The organism is Microbacterium sp. LB12 (assembly GCF_037150835.1).
Classification (GTDB): Bacteria; Actinomycetota; Actinomycetes; order Actinomycetales; family Microbacteriaceae; genus Microbacterium.
In genome coordinates this window covers 1-233 of sequence record NZ_JBBCPF010000067.1, presented here as the reverse complement: position 1 = coordinate 233, position 233 = coordinate 1, and the positions used below count along the sequence as shown (strand labels likewise).

The window sequence follows — 233 nt, the reverse complement described above, 5'->3', positions numbered from 1 at the left end:
GTGCGCCAGGAGTCGTCCTTCTCGGTCTGCATCGTGCCGGCGATGTCGAGGTGCGCCCACGGTGTCTCTCCGACGAAGTGCTGCAGGAACAGCGCGGCGGTGGTCGCTCCCGCGAACGGGCCGCCGAGGTTGGCGATGTCGGCGATCTCCGAGTCGAGCTGCTTCCGGTACTTCTGCTCGAGGGGCAGCTGCCACACCGATTCGTCCACCGCGTCGGATGCCGCCCGCACCAG

Annotated in this window: 1 pseudogene; it reads right to left on the bottom strand. The window is 68.7% G+C overall.

Features of this window, described 5'->3' with window-relative positions:
- Positions 1-233, bottom strand: a pseudogene (locus WFM69_RS19405) (leucyl aminopeptidase); the annotation flags it as partial.